This is a genomic window from Streptomyces sp. NPDC096132, assembly GCF_044763345.1.
Classification (GTDB): domain Bacteria; phylum Actinomycetota; class Actinomycetes; order Streptomycetales; family Streptomycetaceae; genus Streptomyces.
Genome location: NZ_JBIWGA010000002.1, coordinates 416,296 through 436,983 on the forward strand (window position 1 = coordinate 416,296; position 20,688 = coordinate 436,983).

16 protein-coding genes are annotated in these 20,688 nt (G+C 72.0%); 6 read left to right on the plus strand and 10 right to left on the minus strand.

Annotated elements, in window-relative coordinates:
- Positions 1 to 114: 114 nt before the first annotated feature.
- Genes murD through rsmH form a run of 7 tightly spaced genes read right to left on the minus strand, consistent with a single transcriptional unit; the run spans position 115 to position 9,206 of the window.
- Positions 115 to 1,545 (minus strand): UDP-N-acetylmuramoyl-L-alanine--D-glutamate ligase, encoded by a 1,431-nt coding sequence (murD, locus tag ACIRF9_RS06265; RefSeq protein WP_403817131.1) that lies wholly within the window; start codon positions 1,543 to 1,545, stop codon positions 115 to 117.
- Positions 1,527 to 2,600: a phospho-N-acetylmuramoyl-pentapeptide-transferase gene (mraY, locus tag ACIRF9_RS06270; protein WP_403817133.1), complete on the minus strand. Its 1,074-nt coding sequence runs from the start codon at positions 2,598 to 2,600 to the stop codon at positions 1,527 to 1,529. The genes murD and mraY overlap by 19 nt, the downstream gene beginning before the upstream one ends.
- Positions 2,597 to 4,012: a UDP-N-acetylmuramoyl-tripeptide--D-alanyl-D-alanine ligase gene (gene murF, locus ACIRF9_RS06275; RefSeq protein WP_403817136.1), complete on the minus strand. Its 1,416-nt coding sequence runs from the start codon at positions 4,010 to 4,012 to the stop codon at positions 2,597 to 2,599. The genes mraY and murF overlap by 4 nt, the downstream gene beginning before the upstream one ends.
- Before the next feature lie 4 nt (positions 4,013 to 4,016).
- Positions 4,017 to 5,672, minus strand: coding sequence for a UDP-N-acetylmuramoyl-L-alanyl-D-glutamate--2,6-diaminopimelate ligase (locus tag ACIRF9_RS06280; RefSeq protein ID WP_403817139.1), 1,656 nt, complete (start codon positions 5,670 to 5,672; stop codon positions 4,017 to 4,019).
- Positions 5,673 to 5,720: 48 nt separating this feature from the next.
- Positions 5,721 to 7,685, minus strand: a complete 1,965-nt coding sequence (locus ACIRF9_RS06285) for a peptidoglycan D,D-transpeptidase FtsI family protein (RefSeq protein ID WP_403817142.1) — start codon at positions 7,683 to 7,685, stop codon at positions 5,721 to 5,723.
- Between the two features lie 5 nt (positions 7,686 to 7,690).
- A complete protein-coding gene (locus ACIRF9_RS06290) occupies positions 7,691 to 8,227 on the minus strand; it encodes a septum formation initiator family protein (protein WP_403817145.1) in 537 nt (178 codons plus the stop codon).
- A gap of 49 nt (positions 8,228 to 8,276) precedes the next feature.
- Positions 8,277 to 9,206: a 16S rRNA (cytosine(1402)-N(4))-methyltransferase RsmH gene (rsmH, locus tag ACIRF9_RS06295; protein ID WP_403817950.1), complete on the minus strand. Its 930-nt coding sequence runs from the start codon at positions 9,204 to 9,206 to the stop codon at positions 8,277 to 8,279.
- 294 nt (positions 9,207 to 9,500) lie between these two features.
- Here rsmH and ACIRF9_RS06300 point away from each other — a divergent pair, with 294 nt between their 5' ends.
- The 4 genes from ACIRF9_RS06300 (at position 9,501) to ACIRF9_RS06315 (ending at position 15,279) form a co-directional block, all read left to right on the plus strand.
- Positions 9,501 to 10,109 (plus strand): beta-class carbonic anhydrase, encoded by a 609-nt coding sequence (locus ACIRF9_RS06300; protein ID WP_403817148.1) that lies wholly within the window; start codon positions 9,501 to 9,503, stop codon positions 10,107 to 10,109.
- Positions 10,110 to 10,358: 249 nt separating this feature from the next.
- The gene (locus tag ACIRF9_RS06305) at positions 10,359 to 11,396 is read left to right on the plus strand and encodes an AAA family ATPase (RefSeq protein WP_403817151.1); all 1,038 of its coding nucleotides are present in this window, start codon (positions 10,359 to 10,361) and stop codon (positions 11,394 to 11,396) included.
- The gene (locus ACIRF9_RS06310) at positions 11,396 to 12,778 is read left to right on the plus strand and encodes a DUF58 domain-containing protein (RefSeq protein ID WP_403817153.1); all 1,383 of its coding nucleotides are present in this window, start codon (positions 11,396 to 11,398) and stop codon (positions 12,776 to 12,778) included. Before ACIRF9_RS06305 ends, ACIRF9_RS06310 begins: the two co-directional genes overlap by 1 nt.
- Complete coding sequence (locus ACIRF9_RS06315) at positions 12,775 to 15,279, plus strand: DUF3488 and DUF4129 domain-containing transglutaminase family protein (protein WP_403817156.1); 2,505 nt, start codon at positions 12,775 to 12,777, stop codon at positions 15,277 to 15,279. Before ACIRF9_RS06310 ends, ACIRF9_RS06315 begins: the two co-directional genes overlap by 4 nt.
- Positions 15,280 to 15,357: 78 nt before the next feature.
- Here the strand turns inward: ACIRF9_RS06315 and ACIRF9_RS06320 are convergent, their stop codons facing one another.
- The 3 genes from ACIRF9_RS06320 to ACIRF9_RS06330 form a co-directional block, all read right to left on the minus strand.
- A complete protein-coding gene (locus tag ACIRF9_RS06320; protein WP_403817159.1) occupies positions 15,358 to 15,753 on the minus strand; it encodes a DUF3040 domain-containing protein in 396 nt (131 codons plus the stop codon).
- A 276-nt stretch (positions 15,754 to 16,029) separates the two neighbouring features.
- The gene (locus ACIRF9_RS06325) at positions 16,030 to 16,800 is read right to left on the minus strand and encodes a methyltransferase (protein WP_403817162.1); all 771 of its coding nucleotides are present in this window, start codon (positions 16,798 to 16,800) and stop codon (positions 16,030 to 16,032) included.
- A 269-nt stretch (positions 16,801 to 17,069) separates the two neighbouring features.
- Positions 17,070 to 17,633: an SAV_6107 family HEPN domain-containing protein gene (locus ACIRF9_RS06330; protein WP_403817164.1), complete on the minus strand. Its 564-nt coding sequence runs from the start codon at positions 17,631 to 17,633 to the stop codon at positions 17,070 to 17,072.
- A 204-nt stretch (positions 17,634 to 17,837) separates the two neighbouring features.
- Between ACIRF9_RS06330 and ACIRF9_RS06335 the strand changes: the two genes are divergently transcribed.
- Both ACIRF9_RS06335 and ACIRF9_RS06340 read left to right on the plus strand, forming a co-directional pair.
- Positions 17,838 to 18,605: an ATP-binding cassette domain-containing protein gene (locus tag ACIRF9_RS06335; protein WP_403817167.1), complete on the plus strand. Its 768-nt coding sequence runs from the start codon at positions 17,838 to 17,840 to the stop codon at positions 18,603 to 18,605.
- A complete protein-coding gene (locus tag ACIRF9_RS06340) occupies positions 18,577 to 20,661 on the plus strand; it encodes a YhgE/Pip family protein (protein WP_403817170.1) in 2,085 nt (694 codons plus the stop codon). Before ACIRF9_RS06335 ends, ACIRF9_RS06340 begins: the two co-directional genes overlap by 29 nt.
- The last annotated feature ends 27 nt before the right edge of the window (positions 20,662 to 20,688 follow it).

Sequence of the window (20,688 nt, forward strand, 5' to 3'; positions counted from 1 at the left end):
TTAGGGGCGCGGGGCGAGGACATGTGCGGCTCCGCCGCGCGGGCGCGACCAGCCCCCCGCGGCCCGCAGCCGAACGACACAGTCACGCGTCCTCCAATGTTCCTGGAGCAGCCGTCAGGCGAGTTCACGCACCGCCTGGGCGAACGCGTCCCCGCGCTGGTTGTAGTTGACGAACATGTCCATGGAGGCACAGGCCGGCGCGAGCAGCACCGTGTCGCCTGCGCGCGCGAGGCGCCGGGCCTCCTGGACAGCCGCGAGCATCGCCCCAGTGTCGGTCCGGTCGAGGTCGACGACGGGTACTTCCGGGGCGTGTCGCGCGAGGGCTTCTCGGATCAGGGCGCGGTCGGCACCGATGAGGACGACTCCGCGCAGTCGCTTTGCCGACTTGGCGACCAGTTCGTCGAAGGTCGCGCCCTTGGCGAGCCCGCCCGCGATCCACACGATCGACTCGTACGCCGCCAACGAGGCTTCCGCGGCGTGGGTGTTGGTGGCCTTGGAGTCGTCGATGTACGCGACGCCGTCCACGTCGGCCACGTGGGCGATGCGGTGGGCGTCCGGGGTGAAGGCCCGCAGGCCGTCCCGTACGGCCCGGGGAGGCACCCCGAAGGCGCGGGCGAGGGCCGCCGCGGCAAGGGCGTTGGCGATGTTGTGCGGGGCGGGCGGGTTGACGTCGGAGACCTCGGCGAGCTCCTGGGCGTTCTTCTGCCGGTTCTCGACGAAGGCGCGGTCGACCAGGATGCCTTCCACGACGCCCAGTTGGGACGGTCCCGGGGTGCCGAGGGTGAAGCCGACGGCCCGGCAGCCCTCCTCGACGTCCGCCTCGCGCACCAGGTCCTCGGTGGCCTTGTCGGCGACGTTGTAGACGCACGCGACCCGATTGCCCTCGTAGACACGGCCCTTGTCCTTGGCGTACGCCTCCATGGAGCCGTGCCAGTCGAGATGGTCGGGGGCGAGGTTGAGGACGACGGCCGAGTGGGCGCGCAGGGAGGGTGCCCAGTGCAGCTGGTAGCTCGACAACTCCACGGCCAGGACGTCGTACTCCTCGTCGCCGAGGACGGCGTCGAGCAGGGAGACGCCGATGTTGCCGACGGCCGCGGTGCGCAGGCCGGCCGCCTTCAGGATGGACGCCAGCATCTGGGTGGTGGTCGTCTTGCCGTTGGTGCCGGTGACGCAGAGCCAGGGGGCCGCATCGGGGCCCCGCAGGCGCCAGGCCAGTTCGACGTCGCCCCAGACGTCCACGCCGGCCGCGGCGGCCGCCGCGAAGAGCGGCTTGTCGGGCTTCCAGCCCGGTGCGGTGACGATGAGTTCGGTGCCTTCGGGCAGGGTCGCCCCGTCGCCGAGGCGCACGGTGATGCCGAGCGCCTCCAGTTCCGCCGCCTGCTCACGCGCGCGTGCGTCGTCGCCGTCGTTGACGACGGTGACCTGAGCGCCGAGCCCGTGCAGCACCTTGGCCGCCGGGACGCCGGAGACGCCGAGCCCGGCGACGGTGACGTGCTTGCCCTCCCAGGAGAGCCCCTGCCCATCGGTCACTTGTCTGCTGCCCATCCCGCGTAGAAGAGACCCAGTCCGACGATCACACAGATGCCCTGAATGATCCAGAATCGGACCACGACAAGGACTTCTGACCAGCCCTTGAGTTCGAAGTGGTGCTGGAGTGGCGCCATCCGGAAGACGCGCTTCCCGGTCAGTCGGAACGAGCCGACCTGGATGACCACCGACATGGTGATGAGGACGAACAGACCGCCCATGATGGCCACCAGCAGCTCCGTGCGGGAGCAGATGGCGAGGCCGGTGAGGACACCGCCGAGCGCGAGCGAACCGGTGTCGCCCATGAAGATCTTGGCCGGAGAGGTGTTCCACCACAGGAAGCCGAGGCAGGAACCCATCAGCGCGGCGGAGACGACCGCGAGGTCCAGCGGGTCGCGCACCTCGTAGCAGGCACCGGGGTTGGTCAGGGTCTCGCCGTTGGCGCAGGACTCCTGGTACTGCCAGACGCCGATGAACGTGTACGCGCCGAAGACGAGGACCGAGGCGCCGGTGGCGAGGCCGTCCAGGCCGTCGGTCAGGTTCACGCCGTTGGACATCGCGAGGATCATGAACAGCGCCCAGACGACGAACAGCACCGGGCCGATCGTCCAGCCGAAGTCCGTGATGAACGACAGCTTGGTGGACGCGGGGGTGTTGCCGCGGGCGTCCGCGAACTGCAGCGAGAGCACCGCGAAGGCGATGCCGACGATCAGCTGGCCGGCCATCTTCGCCTTGGCCCGCAGACCCAGCGAACGCCTCTTGACGATCTTGATGTAGTCGTCGAGGAAGCCGACGAGGCCCATGCCGCACATCAGGCCCAGCACCAGCAGACCGGAGAAGGTCGGCGGCTTGCCGGTGATCACCTTGGACAGGAAGTACGCCGCGACCGTCGCGAGGATGAAGGCGATACCGCCCATGGTCGGCGTACCGCGCTTGCTGGCGTGCTCGCGCGGGCCGTCGTCGCGGATGTACTGGCCGTAGCCCTTGCGGGCCAGCAGCTTGATCAGCAGCGGTGTGCCGATCAGCGTCAGGAACAGGCCAATGACACCCGCGAACAGGATCTGCTTCATCATCGGGCGGAAACCTCACCCTCGGCACCGGTCTCGAGCAGCGCCTGCGCGACGCTCTCGAGGCCGACCGAACGGGACGCCTTCACGAGTACGACGTCCCCCGGGCGCAGCTCGCTGCGCAACAGGTCGACCGCCGCCTGTGCGTCGGACACGTGCACCGACTCCTCACCCCACGAACCCTCGTTATATGCGCCCAGTTGCAGCCAGGCGGCTTCCCTGCCCCCGACCGCGACGAGCTTGCTGACGTTGAGCCGGACGGCGAGCCGTCCGACCGCGTCGTGCTCGGCGAGCGCCTCGTCCCCGAGCTCGGCCATCTTGCCGAGCACCGCCCAGGTCCGCCGCCCCTTGCCCATGGCCGCCAGCGCGCGCAGAGCGGCTCGCATGGACTCGGGGTTCGCGTTGTAGGCGTCGTTGACGATCGTCACGCCGTCCGGGCGCTCGGTGACCTCCATCCGCCAGCGGGAGAGGGAGCCCGCCTCGGAGAGCGCGGTGGCGATCTCAGTGACGGACATGCCCAGCTCATGGGCGACGGCGGCCGCGGCGAGCGCGTTCGACACGTGGTGCTCACCGTACAGGCGCATGGTCACATCGCTGCACCCGGAGGGTGTGTGAAGGCTGAAGGAGGGCTGTCCGCTGTCCGTGAGTCGCACGTTCTCGGCGCGTACGTCCGCTTCGCCGGACTCTCCGAAAAGGACCACCTTCGCCTTCGTACGGGAGGCCATGGCCCGGACCAACGGGTCGTCGGCGTTGAGGATCGCGACGCCGCCCTCGCTCGCGGAGGGCAGGCTCTCCACCAACTCGCCCTTTGCCTGTGCGATCTGTTCGCGGCCGCCGAACTCGCCGATGTGGGCGGTGCCGACGTTCAGGACGAGGCCGATCCGCGGGGGCGTCAGATCGGTGAGGTAGCGGATGTGTCCGATGCCGCGGGCGCCCATCTCCAGGACCAGGAACCGGGTTTCCGCGGTGGCGGACAGCGCGGTCAGCGGCAGCCCGATCTCGTTGTTGAGGGAGCCGGGTGTGAAGACGGTCGGCGCCTTGCGCTGGAGCACCTGGGCGATGAGGTCCTTGGTGCTGGTCTTGCCGGCCGAGCCGGTGAGCGCGACGAGGGTCGTGCCGAGCTTCTTCACGACGTGCCGGGCGAGGGCGCCGAGGGCGGCCTGGACGTCGTCCACGACGATCGCGGGCACACCGACGGGGCGGGAGGCCAGTACGGCCGCCGCGCCCGCCTCGACGACCGCGGCCGCGTAGTCGTGGCCGTCCACGCGTTCGCCGACGAAGGCGACGAAGAGGCTGCCGGGCTCCACCTCGCGGGAGTCCCGGACGACCGGTCCGGTGACCTGCGCGGACGGATCCGGTATGTCGTACGTCTGCCCGCCGACGACTGCTGCGATCTCGGCGAGGGAGAGGGCGATCACAAGTTCATCCCTGGGTCTGCTGGATAGCTTCGCGAAGCACTTGGCGGTCGTCGAACGGACGGACCACTCCGGCGATGTCCTGGCCCTGCTCATGGCCCTTGCCCGCGACCAGCACGGTGTCCCCCGCGTGAGCGCGGGCGACGGCGGCGGCGATAGCGGCGGCCCGGTCCTCGAACAGGAGCACCTCGCCGCGCTCGTGCGCGGGCACGGACGCGGCGCCCTCGAGCATGGTCGCGAGGATCGCGAGGGGATCCTCGGAGCGGGGGTTGTCGGAGGTCAGTACGGCTGTGTCGGCGAGCCGGGCGGCGGCGGCGCCCATCGGCGCGCGCTTGGTGCGGTCCCGGTCGCCGCCGCAGCCGAGGACGACGTGCAGCCGGCCCTTGGTGACCTTGCGCAGCGCCCGCAGGACCGACTCGACGGCGTCGGTCTTGTGGGCGTAGTCGACGACCGCGAGGTAGGGCTGACCGGCGTCCACCCGCTCCAGGCGGCCCGGCACGCCCGGCACGGCCGCGACGCCGTCGGCGGCGGTCTGCGGGTCGAGGCCGGCGGCGGCGAGGGCGACGATCGCGGCGAGGGTGTTGGCCACGTTGAACGGGCCGGGCAGCGGGGACTTGGCGGCGGCCCGGACGCCGTCCGGGCCGAGGACGGTGAACGTCGAGTCCATCGGGCCGACGTGGACGTCGGTCGCGCGCCAGTCGGCGTCGGGGTGGCCCTCGGCGGAGAAGGTGACGACCGGGACCTCTGCCTCCCGGGCCAGCCTGCGGCCGTACTCGTCGTCGAGGTTGATCACCCCGAGTTTGCTGCGTTTAAGGGTGAACAGCTGTGCCTTGGCCCGGAAGTAGTCCTCCATGTCGGAGTGGAACTCCATGTGCTCCGGGCTGAGGTTGTTGAAGACGGCGATGTCGAAGACGCAGCCGTCGACCCGGCCGAGGACCAGCGCGTGGCTGGAGACCTCCATGGCGACCGCCTCGACGCCGCGCTCGCGCATGACGGCGAAGAGGGCCTGCAGGTCGGTGGCCTCCGGAGTGGTGCGCTCGGACTTGATGCGCTCCTCGCCGATGCGCATCTCGACGGTGCCGATGAGCCCGGTGGCGCGGGTGGTCTTCAGACCGCCCTCGACCAGGTAGGCGGTGGTGGTCTTGCCGGAGGTGCCGGTGATGCCGATCTGGAGCAGGTCACGGCCCGGGCGGCCGTAGATCGTGGCCGCCAGCTCGCCCATCCGTCCGCGCGGGTCGTCGACGACCAGGACCGGCAGGCCGGTCGCGGCGGCGCGCTCGGCGCCGGTCGGGTCGGTCAGGACGGCGACCGCGCCGAGGCCGGTGGCCTGGGCGGCGAAGTCGGCGCCGTGCAGCCGGGCGCCCGGGAGCGCGGCGTACAGATCGCCGGGGCGGACGGCGCGCGAGTCGTGGGTGATGCCCGTGACGGCCGCGGCGTTCTCCGCGACGGCGGCACCCAGCTGGTCGGCGAGCTCCGCGAGGGGTGTGGCGGAGACCTGGGCCGGCCTGGGCGGTCCCGGATATGTCACGGAAGCGCCCTTCTGGGTGGTTTGGGACTGATCAGCGTGTGGCACGGCGGTGAGCGTACCGGGCGTACCCGCCTGCGGGCGAAGCGAGGAGGCGGGCGGGGCCTGGTTCCCGGGGTCGGGAGTGATCATGGTCACGGGCTGGTTCCTGGCTGGTTCGGCGCTGAACAGCGATGGACTGGGGGCTCAGGGGGTGAAGGTCACCGGGAGGTTCGCGGCCTTCGCCCCGGTCGGCGGGATCTGCAGGGTCTTCAGGGCGAACTCCATGACCTGCTTGAAGACGGGGCCGCAGATCTGGCCGCCGAAGTAGCTGCCCTGGGTGGCGTTCTGGATGGCGCAGTAGACGGTCACTCGGGGCTTGTCGGCGGGGGCGAAACCGGCGAAGGACGAGGTGTAGCCCTTGTACTTGCCGGTGGCCGGATCCACGCGGTTGGCGGTACCGGTCTTGCCCGCGACGCGGTAGCCGGGGATGCGCGCCTTGGTGCCGGTGCCCTCCTGGTCGTCCACGACCGACTCCAGCATCTGGGCGAGGGTCTTCGCCGTCTTCTCGCTGACGACCCTGGTCTTCTTCGGGGCGGTGGCGGGGGTGAAGCGGCCGTCCGGGCCCTGGGTGCCGCGCACCAGGGTCGGCTCGACGCGTACGCCGCCGTTGGCGATCGTCGAGTAGACGGAGGCCGCCTGGAGCGCGTTGAGCGACACACCCTGGCCGAAAGGAATCGTGTACTGCTGCGAGGTCGACCACTTGTCCGGCGCGGCGAGGATGCCCTTCGTCTCGCCGGGGAAGTCGAGCCCGGTGTAGCTGCCGAGGCCGAACTTGCGCAGATACGAGTAGAGGACCTTGTTGGCCTCCTTCTGCGTCTTGCCGAGCTGGCCGGTGGCCAGGATCGTGCCGATGTTGCTGGACTTGGCGAGCACGCCGTTGAGCGTCAGGTTCCAGGTCGCGTGGTCGATGTCGTCCTTGAACAGCCGGTCGCCGCGGTGCAGGCGGTTCGGCACGACGACGTGGGTGAGCGGGGTGGCGACGTTCTCCTCCAGCACGGCGGCCATCGACATGATCTTGGCGGTGGAGCCGGGCTCATAGGCGTCCTGAAGGGCGGCGTTGCCCAGGGCGTTCGGGTTCGCCTTCGTGAGGTCGTTCGGGTCGAAGCCGGGCGAGTTGGCCATGGCGAGGATCTCGCCGGTGCGGGTGTCCTGGACGATGACGTAACCGCGGTCCGCCTTGGACGCCTCCACCTGCTCGGTGATGGCGTTCTGGGCCGCCCACTGGATGTCCCGGTCGATCGTCAGCTCGATGTCGGAGCCGGGCACCGCGGGGGTCTCGGTGGCGCCGCCCGCGGTGGGCACCAGGCGGCCGCCGGACTGGGCGTAGCGGATCTTGCCGTCCTTGCCGGCCAGGGTCCCGTTCAGTTCCTGCTCGATGCCGCCGCCGCCCTTGCCCTCGGCGTTGACCCAGCCCAGGACGGAGGCGGCGAGGTCGCCGTTGGGGTACACGCGCTTGCTGCTGGGAACGGAGAAGACACCGGCGAGGACGTTGACCGTGGTGCCGTCCGAGCCCGCCTTCGCGGCGAGCGCCGACTTCAGGTCCTTGATCTGCTTCCAGACCTGCGGGGTCTGCCGGACGGCCAGCAGCGCGTACTGGGACTTGGTGTCCTTGGGTCGCAGCTTCTTGACGATCGTGGACTGCTCCTGGCCGAGGATCGGCGCGAGGAGGGCCGCGGCCTGCTCCGGGCCGTCGTCGATCTTCAGGTTCTCGCGGTTGAACATCGTGGGGTCGGCGGTGATGTCGTACGCGTCCTCGCTGCTCGCGAGGGCGATCCCGCTGCGGTCGGTGATCTCGCCGCGCTCGGCGGCCAGCACCTGGCCGACGTAGCGGTTCTTGTCCGCCTTGGCGGCGTACGTACTGGCGTCGACCGCCTGGACCTGGAGGAGGCGGACGACGAAGGCGATCATGACCAGGGTCAGGGCGAGGCCCACCATGCGCAGCCGGGGGCGGGGGCTGCCGAGCCGGATGACACGCGGGGCCGGGGGGCGCGGCGCGGGCGGACGGCGGGCCGGGCGGGCGCCGGGGCCCGGCCGTCGCTGGGCGGAGGCGGGGCGGGAGGGCCGGGCGGGGCCGGGCACGCGCCGGCGGGGCGGTTCCCTGTCGGACACTTCCGTCACCTGCCGGGGGTCGTGGGAAGGGCTGCGGTCGGAGCGGGGGCCGCGCTCTGCACGGGAGAGCCGCCGGGGAGGACGGGCGACTGCGAGGGGGTCGGTGACGCGATCGTCTGGGAGAGCGTGATCGCCTCGGGCGGGCGTACGACCGCGGCGGCGTCCTGGGCCGACTGCTGGGCCGCGGCCGAGGGGACGCCCTTCACGGTGCCGTCGGGGTCCAGGAAGGCGGGGTCGCCGCCGGGGACCATGCCGAGCTCACGGGCGCGGCGCTGGAGGGCGTCCGGGGCGGAGTAGGAGTCGATGTCCCGCTGGAGCGCCTGTTCCTCGTCGGTGAGGTTCTTGGTGTCCTTCTGGAGGTCGTCCATCCGGAACGAGCCCTCGCTGAGCGCGGAGTTCAGCACGAGCAGCCCGATGAGGCCGCCGCCGAGCAGCAGGACGACGAGGAGGACGAAGGGGGTGCGGGCCGCCTGGCGCGGTCCCGCGGGGAACAGCCGGGCGAGCCGGGCGGCCCTGCCCTTGAGCTCGGGTTTCCTGCTCACTCGCCCTCCCCCGGGTCCGGATGTCCCACCTGCTCCCGCCGAACGCCCCTCATTCGATGGACTCCCTGATCCGCTCGGCCCCGCGCAGCCGTGCCGGGGCGGCGCGCCGGTTCTCGGCGACCTCTTCCTCGGTGGGAAGTTCGGCACCGCGGGTCAGCAGCTTGAGCCGGGGCTGGTAGCGCTCGGGGACGACGGGCAGGCCGGGCGGCGCGGTGGTGGCGGCACCGGCCGCGAACACCTGCTTGACCAGCCGGTCCTCCAGCGAGTGGTACGACAGGACGGCGATCCGCCCGCCCACGTCGATCGCCTCGACGGCGGCCGGGATCGCCCGCTCCAGGACGGACAGCTCGCCGTTGACCTCGATGCGCAGCGCCTGGAAGGTGCGCTTGGCCGGGTTGCCGCCGGTGCGCTTGGCGGCCTGCGGCAGAGCGTTGCGGATCAGGTCCACGAGCCGCGCGCTGTTGGTGAAGGGCTCCTTGTCGCGTTCGCGCACGATCGCCGAGACGATCCGCTTGGCCTGCTTCTCCTCGCCGTACGCCCGCAGGATCCGCACCAGCTCGCCGGGCGGGTAGGTGTTGAGGACCTCCGCGGCGCTGATGCCGGTCGTCTGGTCCATGCGCATGTCGAGCGGCGCGTCCTGGGCGTAGGCGAAGCCGCGGTCGGCCTCGTCGAGCTGCATGGACGACACGCCGAGGTCGAACAGGACGCCCTGCACGCGCGCGATGCCGAGCCGGTCGAGTACGTCCGGGAGCTCGTCGTAGACGGCGTGCACGAGGGTGGCCCGCTCGCCGAAGGGGGCGAGGCGCTCGCCGGAGAGCCGGAGCGCCTCCTTGTCGCGGTCGAGGGCGACGAGCCGTGCCTCGGGGAACCGCGTCAGCAGGGCCTCGCTGTGGCCGCCGAGGCCGAGCGTGCAGTCGACGACGACCGCTCCGGGGCGCTGCAGCGCGGGGGCCAACAGGTCAAGGCACCGCTGGAGCATCACCGGGACGTGTCGACTCTGGCTCAAGGGGCCCTCTCAGATCCGGCGGGAACACGCACCGCCGGGTCCCCGCCCTCTCGTATGGGGAAGGCCTGCCGCGGCACGCGGGGAATTCAGTCCAGCAGGGAGATCACCGCCTCCCGCTTCGCGTCACTTTAGTCCACGGTGTCTCGCGGTCAATCAACCGGCCTGCGCGTGGCGGGCGGACGCCGTGTCGAAGCGGTGGGCCCGCGGAAACCACCCGGCCGGGTGATCTCTCCTCACCCCTGTGGCTTACCTCACAAACGCGACGTGATGACGCTCTTTTTCCCTTCTCACAACAGGACCGCGACACCCGTGACCAGTACCGTCATGGTTATGACGACTTCCGCATCCGTAACCACAGAGTCCGAAGGCGCCATACGCGGCGGCACGGTGACCGACCGCCTCGTCGACGCGAACGAGCGGTACGCCGCCGCCTTCACCGATCCGGGCATGGACGCCCGCCCCGTCCTGCACGTGGCGATCGTGGCCTGCATGGACGCCCGTCTCGACCTGCACGCGGCGCTGGGTCTGGAGCTCGGCGACTGCCACACGATCCGCAACGCGGGCGGTGTGGTCACCGACGACGTGATCCGCTCGCTCACCATCAGCCAGCGCAAGCTGGGCACGCGCAGCATCGTGCTGATCCATCACACGGGCTGCGGTCTGGAGGCGATCACCGAGGAGTTCCGTACCGAGCTGGAGATGGAGGTCGGTCAGCGTCCGGCCTGGGCCGTGGAGGCCTTCCGGGACGTCGACCAGGACGTCCGGCAGTCCATGCAGCGGGTGCGCACCTCGCCGTTCCTGGTGCACACCGACGACGTGCGCGGCTTCGTGTTCGACGTGAAGACGGGTCTGCTGCGCGAGATCGACCCCGCATAACCCTCCGCAGCCCCTGCCGTTCGCTGTCGTTTCGCTGTTGATTTCCGGCTCGTGGGTGCCCAAAAGGCCATAGAACCGACATATCGCGGGCAGTTGTCCACAGGCGAGTGACACGAATCGGTAACGGCAGCAAGAATGCGGTTGTGACGCCACGCCGAACATTTCGCGAGTGGCGCACGTGATTCGGGGTGGGCCGGTCCGCGGCAAAGAGCGTCGGCCCGGAGGAATGTAAGGGCCGAGGAGGGCCGGGTGACGACCTATGACGAGCGAGCGAGCCTCACAGATCTGACCGCCACTGTGGAGCGTGTCCGCAGTTCGGTGGAGGGAGTGATCGAGGGCAAGCCCGAGGTCGTACGGCTTTCGCTGACCGTGCTGCTCGCCGAGGGACATCTTCTGATCGAGGACGTCCCCGGCGTGGGCAAGACCATGCTGGCCAAGGCACTGGCGAAGTCCATCGACTGCTCGGTGCGCCGGATCCAGTTCACGCCCGACCTGCTGCCCTCGGACATCACCGGTGTGTCCATCTGGGACCAGCAGCGCCGTGACTTCGAGTTCAAGCCGGGCGCGATCTTCTCGCAGATCGTGATCGGCGACGAGATCAACCGGGCCTCGCCCAAGACACAGTCCGCGCTCCTGGAGTCCCTGGAGGAGCGCCAGGTCACCATCGATGGGCAGACGTACGAGCTGCCCAGCCCGTTCATGGTGGTGGCCACGCAGAACCCGGTCGAGATGGAGGGCACCTACCCGCTGCCCGAGGCCCAGCGCGACCGTTTCATGGCCCGGGTCTCCATCGGTTACCCGAGCCCCGAGGCCGAGCTGCAGATGCTCGACGTGCACGGCGAGGTCAGCCCGCTGGACGACCTCCAGCCGGTCGCCCACGCGCACGAGATCGTGAAGCTGATCGACGCCGTCCGCGGAGTCCACGTCGCTGAATCGGTTCGCCGGTACGCGGTCGACCTGGTCTCCGCCACGCGCACCCACCCCGACCTCAGACTCGGCGCCTCCCCGCGCGCGACGCTGCACCTGCTGCGCGCGGCGAAGGCGTCCGCCGCCCTCAGCGGCCGGGACTACGCGCTGCCGGACGACGTGCAGAACCTCGCCGTGGCCGTCCTGGCCCACCGGCTCCTGCCCACCGCCCAGGCGCAGCTCAACCGGCGCACGGCGGAGCAGGTCGTCGAGGAGATCCTGCAGCGCACCCCGGTGCCCTCCGGTCCCCAGCAGCACGCCTACGGCGGACTGGGCCAGAGCGCGCCCGCGTACCCCCAGCAGCCGCCGCGGAGGCTCTGATGACCACCGGGGGGGCCGGGCAGGCCGCGCAGCCGCCGGGAGGCCGCGCCGAGAAGGGCGGTGCCCGGACCGCCCTGGCGGGTCTGACCACCCGCGGACGCTCCTTCCTGGCCGCCGGCATAGCCGCCGCCGTCTGCGCGTACGTGCTCGGGCAGCCCGACCTGCTGCGGGTCGGGCTGCTGCTGGCCGCGCTGCCATTGATCTGCGCGGCCGTCGTCTACCGCACCCGCTACCGGGTCGCCGGCAGCCGCCGGCTGGCCCCCGCGCGCGTGCCGGCCGGCAGCGAGGCCCGCGTCCATCTGCGGATGGACAACGTCTCGCGGCTGCCCACCGGCCTGCTGATGCTCCAGGACAAGGTGCCCTACGTCCTCGGCCCGCGCCCCCGCTTCGTCCTGGACCGGGTGGAGGCCGGCGGCCGCCGCGAGGTGTCCTACCGGGTCCGCTCCGACCTGCGCGGCCGCTATCCGCTGGGCCCGCTGCAGCTGCGGCTGAGCGACCCGTTCGGCATGTGCGAACTGACCCGCTCCTTCTCGACGTACGACACGCTGACGGTGATCCCGCGCGTCGAGGCGCTGCCGCCGGTACGGCTGAGCGGCGAGGCCAAGGGGTACGGCGACGGACGGCAGCGCTCGCTGGCGCTGGCCGGCGAGGACGACGTGATCCCGCGCGGCTACCGCTACGGCGACGACCTGCGCCGGGTGCACTGGCGTTCGACCGCCCGTTACGGCGAGCTGATGGTCCGCCGCGAGGAACAGCCCCAGCGGGCGCGCTGCACGGTGCTCCTGGACACCCGGGGGGTGGCCTACGCGGGCGCCGGCCCCGACTCGGCCTTCGAGTGGGCGGTCTCCGGAGCCGCGTCCGTGCTGGTGCACATGCTGGAACGGGGCTTCTCGGTCCGGCTGCTGACGGACACCGGCAACTCGGTGCCCGGCGAGGGCGCCGACGGGTTCGCCGGGGCCAGCCAGGAGTCGGCGGACGCGGCCGGACTGATGATGGACACCCTCGCGGTCGTCGACCACTCCGACGGCGCGAGCCTCTCACGGGCGTACGACGTGCTGCGCGGCGGCGGCGAGGGACTGCTCGTGGCCTTCCTCGGCGACATCGACGAGGAGCAGGCGGCGATCGCCGCGAAGATGCGCCAGCGCAGCGGGGGCGCGGTCGCCTTCCTGCTGGACAGCGACACGTGGGGGCGTGAACCGAACGGCATGGCCGATCCGATGAACAGGCAGGAGGAGCGGCTGCGGATGCTGCGCGAGGCGGGCTGGACCGTCGTGAGCGTGCCGCGGGGCGCCTCGCTGAGCGAGCTGTGGCGCCAGGCCGACCGGGAGCGGGCGGGTGTCGTGACGGCGACCGGGACGAGTGCGAGGGAGGCGGGATCATGAGCGGACGGGCTCGGCTGACGCTGTGCTCGGCGGCGGCCACACTGATGGCGTCCTGCGCCCTGCTGCCCCTGGTCGACGCGGGGACGTGGATCCTCCAGGCGGCCTTCCTGCTGGCGATCCAGTCCGCGGTGGGCGCGGCCGCGCGCCGGGTGCCCCTGGCCCGGCCCCTGACGGTGGCCGCCCAGGCGCTGATCACGCTGGTGCTGCTGACCCTTGTCTTCGCCCGGGACCACGCCCTGCTCGGGCTGATCCCCGTCCCGGAGACCTTCCAGCACTTCGGCGACCTCTTCCAGGCGGGCACCGACGACGTCGGGCGGTACGCCATCCCGGCCCCGCTGTCCGACGGCATCCGGCTGATGATGGTCGGCGGTGTGCTGGTGATCGGGCTGGCGGTGGACACCCTCGCGGTGACCTTCCGCAACGCCGCTCCTGCCGGTCTGCCGCTGCTCGCGCTGTACTCGGTGGCCGCCGGGCTGTCGAACGGGTCGAGCGACTGGGTGTGGTTCCTGGTCGCCGCCGCCGGCTATCTCATGCTGCTGCTGGCCGAGGGCCGTGAGCGGCTCTCCCAGTGGGGCCGGGTCTTCGCGGGCGCCCCCCGCAATCCCGGCGGACAGCTGGGACCCGTGGCTCCGGTGCGCACCGGCCGGCGCATCGGCATGGCCGCCTTGGGCGTGGCCCTCGTGGTGCCGCTGCTGCCCCTGCCGGCCATCCAGGGCGGCCTGCTGGCGGGTGCCGGGACGGGCGTGGGCGCGGGCAACGGCAGCGGGGGCACGATCTCCGCGGTCAACCCGCTGGTCTCGCTGCGCGACAGCCTGAACGTGGACGAGGACCGCACGGTCCTGACGCTGAACACCAACGCCACCGACCTCTCGGACATGTACCTGCGGATCGTGTCCCTGGACGACTTCGACGGCACCACGTGGAAGCCGTCGAAACGCCACATCGTGACCGTGCCGGACGAGTTCCCCACGCCCACGGGCCTGGGCGGCGACATCAAGCGCGCCTCGATCACCACCCGGATCTCGGCCGCCGCGGGCTACGCCCAGGACTGGCTGCCGATGCCGTACCCGCCGAGCAGCGTGAAGATCACGGGCAACTGGCGGTACGAACCGGTCGGCATGACCCTCGTCGGCGACCACGGGCAGGACACCAGCGGCAAGACGTACGAGGTGAAGAGCCTCGACGTGCAGCCGACGGCGGAGCAGCTGGCCGCGGCTCCCGAGGCGCCGCTCTCGATCAGGAAGGACTACACCCAGGTCCCGGACTCGCTGCCGAAGGTGGTGGCCCGGCAGGCCCGCGAGATCACCAAGGGCGCGACGAGCGACTACGAGAAGGCGGTCGCCCTCCAGGACTACTTCGCGGTGACGGGCGGCTTCGAGTACGACACCGACGTGGAGGTCGGCAGCGGCCGTGACGCGATCGCCCGCTTCCTCCAGGACAAGCAGGGCTTCTGCGTCCACTTCTCGTTCGCGATGGCGGCGATGGCCCGCACCCTGGGCATACCGGCCCGGGTCGCGGTGGGCTTCGCGCCCGGTTCCCCGCAGGCGGACGGTTCGGTGGCGGTGAGCCTGAAGGACGCGCACGCCTGGCCGGAGCTGTACTTCGAGGGCGTGGGCTGGACCCGCTTCGAGCCGACCCCGACCCGCGGTACGACGCCCTCGTACACGGTGCCGGACACGCCGGGCCAGACCACTCCCGACCTGCCGCAGTCCTCCGAGTCGGCGGACGCGGCGCCGTCGGCCGCGCCCTCGGCGAGCACCAGCTGCTCGGCGAAGGACAAGAAGCTCGAGAACTGCGGGGCCGCGCTGCCGCTGGACCAGGCGGAGCAGAGCGACCGGGGCACCCCGTGGTACGAGTTCGCCGGCTGGGTGCTGCTGGGGGCGGCGGCGCTGGCGCTGCCGCTGCTGCCGATGCTGTGGCGGCTGAGGCGGCGGTCGGTGCGGCTGGCGTCGGCCCAGCACTCCGCCGCCGGGACGGCCACCGGCGGGCGCCCCGGCGGTGGCGCGGACGGTCTGGAGGCGGCGGGCGCCGGTTCGGCGATCCTGCTGGACACACCGTCCCAGGAGGCGTCCGAGGCCACCGTGGCGCATGTCCTGGCGGTCTGGCGCGAGCTGATCGACACGGCCTGGGACTACGGCATCGAGCCGGACGAGGCGCTGACCCCACGGCGGGCTGCGGCACGGATCGTCCGGATCGGCGAGCTGGACGAGTCGGTGGGCCGGTCGGTGCACCGGGTGGCGAGCGCCGTGGAACAGGTGCTGTTCGCCCCGCAGCCGCGGGCCGAGGCCGGCCTGTCCGAGGACGTCCGCCAGGTGCGGGCGGCCCTGCGGGCGAGGGTCAGCTGGACCACCCGCGTGCGGGCGGTCGTCGCGCCCCGGTCGGCCATCCGCGCCGTCTGGGACCTCTCCGACCGCTGGACGGCCGTCAAGGCGTCCTGGACGTCCCGGGCGACCCACCTGACAACCCTGCTGCGCCGCCCGCCGAGCCAACAGAGCAGCTAGTGCCGAGGGCATACGTGAGGGGGTGACCACCCGGTGGGTGGTCACCCCCTCAGCGTTGTCTCGGGGTCGGGGGCCGGGTCAGTGGCCGCCCTGCTCGTCTCGGCGGCGCTGCCAGCGCTGCTCGATCCGGTCCATCATCGAGCGCTTCTGCCGTCCCTGACCGCGTGGGTGCTGGGCGCCTCCTGCGGGCTGTTCGCCCGGCTTGGGGGCCTTGCGCCAGCCGGTGACGGCGAGTACCGCGCACCCCAGCATGACGAGGAAGCCCACCACGCTGAGCCACACCTGCTTGGCGACCATTCCGGCCATGAGGAGCGCGATACCCACGAGGAAGCCCGCGACCGCCTGGTAGACCCGCCGCCGGGTGTACGTACGCAGCCCGCTTCCCTCAAGCGCCGACGCGAACTTGGGATCTTCGGCGTACAGCGCTCGCTCCATCTGCTCGAGCATGCGCTGCTCGTGCTCCGAGAGCGGCACGGAGTCCTCCTCATCGTGCAGTCGCCGGGGCGACTCGGGGGTCCCTTCAGGATAGGCAGGGAATCGCCCCCGTGAAACCCGCCCCTCTACGCCAATTGGCCAACCGGAGCCCGCCATGGGCGTCCCGGTCCGCTGAGGCTTCCATTCCCCAACGGCCGACCCGTCATGCCGGGCGGTCTCCCTCGATCATACGGCGCACAGCGCCCGAACGGGGGGCCTGTGGCGTACTCCATGTGCCATCAAGTCCCTGATCAGCGGGCGCGCCCCCGGAGCGACTCAGGCCTCGTCGGTGCCCCGCGTCTCACCGAGCACATGCAGCTGGGTGGCCACGGAGTGGAAGGCGGGAAGTTCGGCGGCCGCCTCCTCGAGCTTCAGCAGGGCGTCCAGGGCCCCGGGCTCGGTGTCCACGAGGACGCCCGGGACGAGGTCGGCGAAGACCCGCACGCCGTGCACGGCGCCGACGCGGAGGCCCGCGCCCTCGACGAGTTCGGTGAGCTGCTCGGCGGTGAAGCGCCGGGGCACGGGGTCGCCGGTGCCCCAGCGGCCGTCGGGGTCGGTGAGGGCCTGCCGGGCCTCCTTGAAGTGGCCGGCGAGGGCGCGCGCGAGGACGGCCCCGCCCAGGCCCGCGGCGAGGAGGCTGAGGACGCCCTCGGGGCGCAGGGCGGCGACGGCGTTGCGGACGCCTTCGGCGGGGTCGTCGACGTACTCGAGGACGCCGTGGCACAGGACGGCGTCGTAGCGGCCGCGCTCGACGACGTCGAAGAGACCGTGGGCGTCGCCCTGGACGCCCTGCACGCGGTCGGCGACGCCGGCCTCGGCGGCGCGGCGCTCGAGGGCGAACAGCGCGTTGGGGCTGGGGTCGACGACGGTGACCCGGTGGCCGAGGCGGGCGACGGGCACCGCGAACTTGCCGCTGCCGCCGCCGGTGTCGAGGACGTCCAGTGCCTCGCGACCGGTGGCCTTGACCCGGCGTTCGAGGGCGTCCTGGAGGACCTCCCAGACCACGGCGGTACGGAGGGAGGCGCGGGGTCGCAGCGGGTCCGACACGGCAGTTGACTCCTCGGCGCGGCACCGCCTCTTGCACGGCGGAGCGATCGGGCTGCCTCCCCGGCGTCCGCCGGGCCCGGCCCGAAGTCGGGCGGGCAGGCGGAGGGAAGGCTTCAGGCGCCTTCCACCCTATTGCCTCCGACGCCCGGCCCGGTCACCACGACCGCCTCGGCCACCGCGCCCGGCGCCGCGCCGGTCACCACGACCGACCGCCTCGGCCACCGAGACCGGCCGCCCCGGTCACCGCAGGCGGCCGCCCCGGAGGCGGCTCAGCCCGCGTCCGGCATGGCGCGGCCCGCTCCCCTGCCGTCCGGGTCGTCCCCGTCCTGCCGGGGCTGGGGCAGGACCGGTTGGAGGACCAGCATGCGCTCGACGAGGCGGATGAACATCGCCACGTCGCGTATCAGGTCGTCGGCGTCCCGGCGGCCGGCCGCGCCCTGGATGCCCGCCTCGGCCCGGGCGCGGCGCCGGGCCCCGGAGGCGAACAGCGCGCTCCACTCGGTGAGTTCGGGAGCGATCTCGGGGAGCACTTCCCAGGCGCTCCGGATACGGGCCCGCTTCCGGGGCGAGGGCTCGGGCCGGGCGCGCGCGGCGAGCACGGCGGCGGCGGTGCGCAGGGCGGCGAGATGAGCCGTGGCGTAGCGCTCGTTGGGGGTTTCGAGGACGGCCGCCTCCTCCAGCCCGGCGCGGGCCTGGGCGAGCAGGTCGAGGGCGGCGGGCGGGGCCGTCGTCCGGCGCAGGACGGGGTGGACGTCGCTCGCCGGGCCGGTCAGTGAGGGGGCAGGGCCGGTGGCGCGGCGCCGGTGGGCGGCGGCTGCGTGATAGCTGGCCATGACGAACCTCCTGTCGTCTGGGTGACGGCACGCCCCTGTCAGGTGGTGCCGTATGTGCCCATCGTGAGGTATGCCACTGACAATCCGTTCTGACCTGGGCTTTTGCTTCGATCGAAGGTTCGGGTTAGTTTTTGCACTGACCAGTCAGTTCAAAAAGTTCACCAGGCAATCAGACCGAGAAGAACCGAGAAAACAGGGGGGACTGTGAGCGGCGTCCGCATCACAGCCCAGGGCTTCGGCCTCAAGGGGCCCCGCGGCCCGGCCTTCCGGGGCGTCGGCATCGACGCGGAACCCGGCTCGCTGCTCGCGATCGAGGGACCGTCCGGCTCCGGCCGGACGAGTCTGCTGCTCGCGCTCACCGGGCGGATGAAGGCCACCGAGGGGACGGCGACCGTGGGCACGGCCCGGCTGCCGAAGCAGATGGCGGCCGTGCGCCGGATCAGCGCGCTCGCGCACGTCACCGGTGTCACCGACCTCGACCCGGCGCTGACCGTCGGCGAGCACCTGCGCGAACGCGCGCTGCTGCAACGGCGGTTCGGCGGCTCCGTACTGGACCTGCTGCGCCCGCGTGCGGAACGGGCGACGGAGGCGGAGCGCAGGATCGACACCGCGCTGACCGCGGCCGGCCTCGACCGCGAGGTCCTGCCCAAGGGCGCGCGCACCGCCGTACGCGATCTGGAGCGGATCGAGGCGCTGCGGCTGTCCGTGGCCCTCGCACTCGTCGGGCGGCCGCGGCTGCTCGGCGTCGACGACACCGACTTGAAGCTGTCCGCGGCCGAACGCGCCGAGGTCTGGGGCCTGTTGAGGTCGATCGCCGAGGCCGGGACCACCGTCCTGGCGGTGTGCGCCCAGGCCCCCGAAGGCACCGCCACGGTGTCCACGCGCGCGCAGGAGGAAGCTCCGGCGTCCGCCCCCACCCAGGACGAAACGGAGGAGGAGGCCGATGCGCTCGCCGAAACTGGCCGCGCTTGAGTTGCGCCGCTTCGGCAGGGGAAAGCTGCCGCGGGCCGCGCTCGTCGCGCTTCTGCTGCTGCCCCTGCTGTACGGCGCGCTGTACCTGTGGTCGTTCTGGGATCCGTACGGCCGGCTCGACCGCATCCCCGTGGCGCTGGTGAACGCCGACAAGGGGGCGACCGCCGACGGGAAGCGGATCGCCGCCGGCGACGACATCACGAAGGGGCTGCGGGACAGCGAGGTCTTCGACTGGCACGAGGTGAGCGCCGAGCAGGCACGCGCGGGTGTGGAGGACGGCACGTACTACCTGTCGCTGACCATGCCGGCCGACTTCAGTGAGCGGATCGCCTCCAGCGCGGGCGACTCGCCGGAGACCGGCGCCCTCCAGGTGCGCACGAACGACGCGAACAACTACATCGTCGGGCAGATCTCGCGGACGGTGTTCAGCGAGGTGCGCACGGCCGCTTCGACGAAGGCCTCGCGGTCCTTCCTGGACAAGATCTTCGTGTCGTTCTCCGACATCCACGGCGCGACCGCGAAGGCCGCCGACGGCGCCGACGACCTCAAGGGCGGGATCGGCAAGGCCGAGAAGGGCTCCCAGGACCTCGCCGACGGGCTCACGCAGGCCAAGGAGGGCAGCGGCACGCTCGCCACGGGCCTGCAGAAGCTCACCTCGGGCGCCGGCGACCTCCAGGACGGCTCGCAGCAGGTCGCGGACGGCACGCAGGCGCTCGCCGACCGGGTCGACGCCGTCGCGGGCAAGGTGGGGCCGTTCCTGGAGGACAACGAGAAGGCCATCGGCGACACCGCGCAGCTGGTCGCCGACTCCGCGAAGGTGGTCCGCGCCCACCTCGACACGCTGGTACGGGCCGCGCCGACCGCCGCCAAGGGCGCGCACGCGGCCTCGGACGCCCTCGCCGCCGCCTACACGGCGCGTTGCGAGAACCCGGTGCTGCCCGACCCCGCCTGCGCGGACCTGAAGAAGGCCAGGGACTCGGCCGCCGACGTCGCCACGATCGCGGACGACCTCAACACGCTGATCGCCGACCAGGACGGCAACCTGAAGACGATCCGCACCCACCTCGGCACGCTCCAGCAGCAGGCTCAGGCCCTCGCCGACCGCGCCCCGCACCTCTCCGAGGACCTCGACGACGCCGTCACCCGGATCAACGCCCTGAACACGGGCGCCAGGAAGGTCGCCGCGGGAGCCAAGGAGCTGCACACCGGCCTCGGCACCGCCAACACCGGCGCCGGCGACCTCAACCAGGGCGTCGGCAGGCTCAAGACGGGTGCCGAGGACCTCAGCGGCGGCATGTTCAAGCTCTCCGACGGCTCCGGAAAGCTCGCCGACGGACTGCACGACGGCGCCGAGCAGATCCCCGACTACGACGAACGGGAGCGCGACGCGCGCACCGCCGTCATGGCCGACCCCGTGCAACTGGCCTCCAAGGACCTGCACGAGGCGGCGAACTACGGCACCGGTTTCGCCCCGTACTTCATCCCGCTGTCGCTCTGGGTGGGCGCCATGGTGGCGTACATGCTGATCCCGCCGATGAACCGGCGGGCGCTCGCCGCGGGCGCCTCGGCCTGGCGGATCGCGCTGGCCGGCTGGCTGCCGGTGGTCGCGGTGGGGGTGCTGCAGACGACGGCGCTGATGGCGGTCCTGCACTGGGCGATCGGCTTGGAGATGGCCCGCGCGGCCGGAACGGTGGGCTTCCTGTTCCTGGTGACGGCGTGCTTCGCGGCCCTCGTGCAGTGGCTCAACGCACGGTTCGGCGCGGCGGGCCGGATCCTCGTCCTGGCCCTGCTGATGCTCCAGCTGACATCGGCGGGCGGCACCTACCCCGTGCAGACCAGTCCCGGCTTCTTCAACGCCATCCACCCCTATCTGCCGATGAGTTACGTCGTCGAGGCGCTGCGCCGGCTCATCACGGGCGGCGGGACGGAACCGGTGTGGCACGCGTGCGTGGTGCTCGTCGCCTTCACCGCGGGCGCCCTCGCGCTGACCGCGCTGTCGGCGCGCCGCCGCCAGGTGTGGACCCTGGACCGGCTGCACCCGGAACTGAGCCTGTGAAGATCGGGCGTACGGGAGGTCGGGTTC